The following is a 5975-nucleotide window of genomic DNA, read 5'->3' on the forward strand; positions in this document are numbered from 1 at the left end:
CGGATTTTTAGGCTCCGCTGTAAGTTATGGCGCCAGCTGGTCAGGTGCATATGAGGCGGCAGGCGTTAGTAGCCAAGCCAACACATGGGCACAAAGAGCACAAAATGTTATCGCTTCTTATGTGGTTGGCGGGGTTGCTGCTGAGTTGGGTGGCGGTAAGTTTGCTAATGGCGGGATGAGTGCGGCGTTTAGTCGGATGTTTAATGATACTTTAACATTAGGTATTTCATTTAAGGCGCCTGTTTGGATACAAAAAGTATTAGGGTTAGATGTGTCTGTACAAGGTTTTGGTGCTGGTTTTGCTTTATCATATCCAGGATTTAGTGGCGGTAAATTAGATTTTGGTATGTATGGAAAAACTGCATTAGGAGGAGAAGGTATCGGTTTTGGTAAGGTATCTGGTGATTTTTCTTGGCAGACTGGATCTGTTTCTGATATCAAAGGCACAGGTGGAGAAATGAATATTCATTCTGGCGTTCATGGTGTGTCAATGACTACTGGCAATAACGGTAATGTTGATGGCTTTGGTTATAGCCGTGGTTTTGGTTATAATGCAAGCTCTGCTGGAACTATGAATGGAAATTGCTCTATCAGAAGTTGGAGTTGTGGAAATTAATATGATTTATAAAACATTGTTTTTTATTTTAATTGCAACAGCATCGTTTTCAGCAATCTTGTTTTCTTGGCATGGGTGCTTTATGTTCCTAGAAGTTAAATTAGAAAAAAAACTAAAAGCGAATTTGTTGGCACCTTTCTCAATATTTTTACCAGATCTGTTTACAAAAAAAGGTAATTATCATCGTATAAAGTTTTTATGGTATATATCAATTTTTTTAGTGTGTTTCTTTTTGTTGTTTGTTTTAAGCGATACAAAAGGTCAAATGTCTGAGATATTGAGATATTGAGATATTGAGATATTGAGATATTGAGATATTGAGATATTGAGATATTGAGATATTGAGATATTGAGATATTTAAATCTGTCAAGTTTTTAGATTTCATAAAAGACTTTGACAAAATTATTTTTAACTGTTATAGTAAATTTTTTAATCATTATTTTTGAAAATGAAAAACACACTAAACAAACTAACTAAACTCCTTGCAGTTACCATCTTTTCAATCTCTTTAAATGCTTTTAGTATTGCGCTAACTCCATTCATCACAATCAGCACTAATCATGTCAGTGCTACTGCTGGAACTGCTATTACACCTGTTACTATCACTAATACAGGTGGCTCTGCTTCTTATTACTCAATTTCTCCTGCTATTCGCAATGGTCTATCTTTTAATAAAAAAACTGGAACCATCTCTGGAGCGCCAATTGTTGCCTCTGATTCAGTGACTTATGTTGTAACAGCAAATGGTTTCCATAGTAATGACACTGTAACTGTTGTTATTGCTGTTGGTGTCGGTACTGCTAATCTAGCCCTTAGAAAACATGCCACACAATCCAGCACATATCTATACCACTCTATCAATCCTGTTGCTGGCTATGCAGTGGATGGTAACACTGATGGCTATTTCTTAAATAAGAGTACAACCCATACCAAATATGAACAAGGTGCTTGGTGGCAGGTTGATCTGGGCGGTCAAAAAAACATCAAGCAAATCATTATCTACAACCGTACTGACTGCTGTGCAGATAGACTAAGCAACTACCAAGTTAGTATTTCTGATAAAGCAGACTTCAGTACCCACACCTATCAACAAGACTTTCATGTCGCGCCTAACCCTAAAAAAATCATTCAATTAGACGCATCAGGCAAACAAGGTCGTTATGTTAGAATCCAGTTGCTTGACAGTGACTATCTGTCTTTAGCAGAAGTTCAGGTTATGGGTGTTGATCCTTTGCATTTTGCCGAGGTGGATTATTCTAGTGTTCAGAATGATTTTGATGGGGTTAATAATGCACCAAATTATGCTAATAGGCGGGCCTTTGCCGCCCTTAAAGCCGATGGTTCAATCACGGCGTGGGGTCATTCGGATTGGGGAGGTAAAAATGCACCCTCTGGTAGTGACTACACTAAGATTTATTCAAATGCGCGGGCCTTTGCCGCCCTTAAAGCCGATGGCTCAATCACGGCGTGGAGTAACCCAAATTACGGAGGTACAGGTGCACCTTCTGGTGGCGGCTACACTAAGATTTATTCAACTAAGGACGCCTTTGCCGCCCTTAAGACCGATGGCTCAATCGCGGTGTGGGGTGGAGCGGGAACTTGGGATGCACCCTCTGATAGTGGCTATACCAAGATTTATTCAAATACGCGTGCCTTTGCCGCCCTTAAAGCCGATGGCTCAATCACGGCATGGGGTGGAATAGGAGATAGAGGATCATCGGGAGGCACAGGTGCGCCCTCTGATAGTGGCTACACTAAGATTTATTCAACTCAGTATGCCTTTGCTGCCCTTAAAGCCGATGGCTCAATCACGGCGTGGGGTGATTCGGATAATGGAGGCACAGGTGCGCCTTCTGGTGGTGGCTATACCAGTATTTATTCAACTTATGGTGCCTTTGCTGCCCTTAAAGCCGATGGCTCAATCACGGCGTGGGGTGATTTGGGCTCTAAAGGCACAGGTGCGCCCTCTGGTAGTGGCTATACCAAGATTTATTCCACTCAGCATGCCTTTGCTGCCCTTAAAGCCGATGGCTCAATCACGGCGTGGGGTCATTCGCATTGGGGAGGTACAGGTGCGCCCTCTGATAATGGCTATACCAAGATTTATTCAAATGCATATGCCTTTGCCACCCTTAAAGCCGATGGTTCAATCACAACATGGGGTGACATAAAGAGTGGAGGTACAAACGCACCCACCGACAAAGGCTATATCAAGATTTATTCAAGCGATAGCGCTTTTGCTGCCTTTAAAGCCGATGGCTCAATTATGTCATGGGGTAATTTAGATAGTTCGTGGGGTGACGAGGATAAACATACAAACGCACCCACTGACAAAGGCTATACCAAGATTTATTCAAATGCATATGCTTTTAGTGCTGTTAAGCCCGATGGCTCAATCAGGACATGGGGTGACCTAGATTGTGGAGGCGCATATGCCTCTGCCTCTGGTTACAATCTAGCGCTTGGAAAGCCTGCCACACAGTCCAGCACATATATATACTCCATCCCTGTTGCTGCTGGCTATGCAGTGGATGGTAACACTGATGGTAAATTCTTAAATGGTAGTACAACCCATACCAACGATGAACAAGGCGCTTGGTGGCAGGTTGATCTAGGTAGCAAGAAAAACATCAGTCAAATCATTATCTACAACCGCACTGATTGCTGTGCAAATAGACTAAGTAATTATCAAGTTAGCATTTCTAATAAAGCAGACTTCAGTACCCACACTTACCAACAAGACTTTCATGTCGTGCCTGATCCTAAAAAAATCATTCAATTAGGCGTATTAGGCAAACAAGGTCGCTATGTTAGAATCCAGTTGCTTGACAAGGATTATCTGTCTTTAGCGGAAGTTCAGGTTATGGGCGTTGATCTTTAAATAAAGAAAATGTAGCAAAAGTATTTCAATTACTGGTTGTTTAGATTGTGATGCACTAGTGGTTAATCATAACAGTTTGAGAGTGTTGGGATGCTCTTAAAACGAGTCTGTCATAGCACTTTCCATTGAGTGCTTCTGGAGAAGTACAAAAGTTGAGAGGGGCCTTGACAAAATTGTTTTTAACTGTTAGAGTGAATTTTTTAATCATTAATTTTTTAACATGAAAAATAGGATAAACAGACTAACTAAAATCCTTGCAGTGGCTATCATTTCAGTCTCTTTAAATGTTTTTAGTGTTGTGGTAGGACCACTCATCACAATCAGCGCTAATAAGGTTAACGCTACTGCTGGAACTACTATTACCCCTATTACTATCACTAACACAGGTGGTTCTGCTTCTTATTACTTAATTTCTCCTGCTATTCCCAGTGGCTTATCCTTTAATACAAAAACTGGAACCATCTCTGGAGCGCCAATTGTTGCCTCTGATTCAGTCACTTATACTGTGACTGCAGTTGGTCGTCGTGGCCGTGACACTGCAACTGTTGTTATTACTGTTGGTGTTGGCACTATTAATCTAGCCTTTGAAAAACATGCCACACAATCTAGCAATTATAATAAGACTAATTATCATGCATCGCAAGCAGTTAATGGCAACACCAAGGGTGTCTGGTATAACAATAGTATAACCCATACCAACTACGAACAAGGCGCTTGGTGGCAGGTTGATCTAGGCAGTAAGAAAAATATCAGTCAAATCATTATCTACAACCGCACTGATTGCTGTGCAAATAGACTAAGTAATTATCAAGTTAGTATTTCTAATAAAGCAGACTTCAGTACCCACACCTATCAACAAGACTTTCATGTTGCGCCTAATCCCAAAAAAATCATTCAATTAGACGCATCAGGCAAGCAAGGTCGCTATGTTAGAATTCAGTTGCTTGACAAGGATTATCTGTCTTTAGCGGAAGTTCAGGTTATGGGCGCTGATCTTTTGCGTTTTGCTGAGGTAGGTTATTCTAGGGCCAGTAATAATTTTAGTGGGTGGCATGATGCGCCAAATTATCCTAACTGGGGTGCCTTTGCCATTCTTCAAGGCGATGGCTCAATCAAGGCGTGGGGTAGTTCAGGTCATGGAGGTACAGATGCGCCCTCTGGTAGTGGCTATACCAAGATTTATTCAAATAAGAATGCCTTTGCCGCCCTTAAAGTCGATGGCTCAATCAAGGCGTGGGGTCGTTCAGACTATGGTGGCACAGGTGCACCCTCCGGTAGTGGCTATACCAAAATTTATTCAACTATGAGAGCCTTTGCCGCCGTTAAAGCCGATGGTTCAATCAAGGTGTGGGGTAGTCCGTATGCTGGAGGCACAGGTGCACCCTCTGGTAGAGGCTATACCAAGATTTATTCAAATTGGGGTGCCTTTGCTGCCCTTAAAGCCGATGGCTCAATTACGGCGTGGGGTGGTTCATATTCTGGAGGCACAGGTGCGCCCTCCGGTAGTGGCTATACCAAAATTTATTCAACTATGAAAGCCTTTGTCGCCGTTAAAGCCGATGGCTCAATCAAGGCGTGGGGTAATTCGAGTTATGGAGGCACTGGTGCGCCCTCTGGTAGTGGCTATACCAAGATTTATTCAAATTGGGGTGCCTTTGCTGCCCTTAAAGCCGATGGCTCAATCAAGGCGTGGGGTAGTTCGTATGCTGGAGGCAAAAGCGCGCCCTCTGGTAGTGGCTATACCAAGATTTATTCAAATAAGAATGCCTTTGCCGCCCTTAAAGCCGATGGCTCAATCAAGGTGTGGGGTAGTTCGTATCCTAGAGGCCCAGATGCACCCTCTGATAGTGGCTATACCAAGATTTATTCAACTGGGTATGCCTTTGCTGCCCTTAAAGCCGATGGCTCAATTACGGCGTGGGGTAGTTCGAGTCATGGAGGCACAAGTGCACCCTCTGGTAGTGGTTATACCAAAATTTATTCAACTTACGGCGCCTTTGCCGCCGTTAAAGCTGACGGCTCAATCACGGTGTGGGGTGATTCGAGTTATGGAGGCGCAGGTGCACCCTCTGGTGGTGGCTATACCAAGATTTATTCAACTGGGGGTGCCTTTGTCGCCGTTAAAGCCGATGGCTCAATCACGGTGTGGGGTGATCCGAATAATGGAGGGCTTATCCCTACATCCGATTAAATATAGGCTAGTATCAACTTAAAGTTTTTTTAAAATTAACTGATTAAAATACTTAAGAGAGACCTTTGCATAAATAGGGGTGATTAGCAAAATCCAATTTTTGCCCAATTGGTGATTTCTTTAAACCTTGTCCTAGCAGGGCTAAGGCTGGGTTTAAAAAATCGCCAAGTGGGTGAAAAGTGGGTTTTTGATGATTGTTCCTATTTATGCAAAGGTCTCTAACTGATTAAAATACTTAAGAGAGACCTTTGCATAAATAGGGGTGATTAGCAAAATCCAATTTTTG

The 5975-nt window shown here is 42.4% G+C and carries 3 protein-coding genes and 1 pseudogene; all 4 read left to right on the forward strand.

Annotated elements, in window-relative coordinates:
• Window positions 1-616 (forward strand): annotated as a pseudogene (locus BBROOKSOX_RS08440) (hypothetical protein); the annotation flags it as partial.
• Entirely contained in the window at window positions 576-905 is a 330-nt protein-coding gene (locus tag BBROOKSOX_RS08445; protein WP_139699192.1) for a hypothetical protein, read from the forward strand. The pseudogene BBROOKSOX_RS08440 and the gene BBROOKSOX_RS08445, both read left to right, overlap by 41 nt.
• Window positions 906-1065: 160 nt before the next feature.
• Window positions 1066-3498, forward strand: coding sequence for a galactose-binding domain-containing protein (locus BBROOKSOX_RS08450; protein ID WP_139660975.1), 2433 nt, complete (start codon window positions 1066-1068; stop codon window positions 3496-3498).
• Between the two features lie 220 nt (window positions 3499-3718).
• Window positions 3719-5689 (forward strand): galactose-binding domain-containing protein, encoded by a 1971-nt coding sequence (locus BBROOKSOX_RS08455; protein ID WP_139660977.1) that lies wholly within the window; start codon window positions 3719-3721, stop codon window positions 5687-5689.
• Window positions 5690-5975: the final 286 nt, after the last annotated feature.

This window comes from bacterium endosymbiont of Bathymodiolus sp. 5 South (assembly GCF_900128535.1).
GTDB lineage: Bacteria > Pseudomonadota > Gammaproteobacteria > PS1 > Pseudothioglobaceae > Thiodubiliella.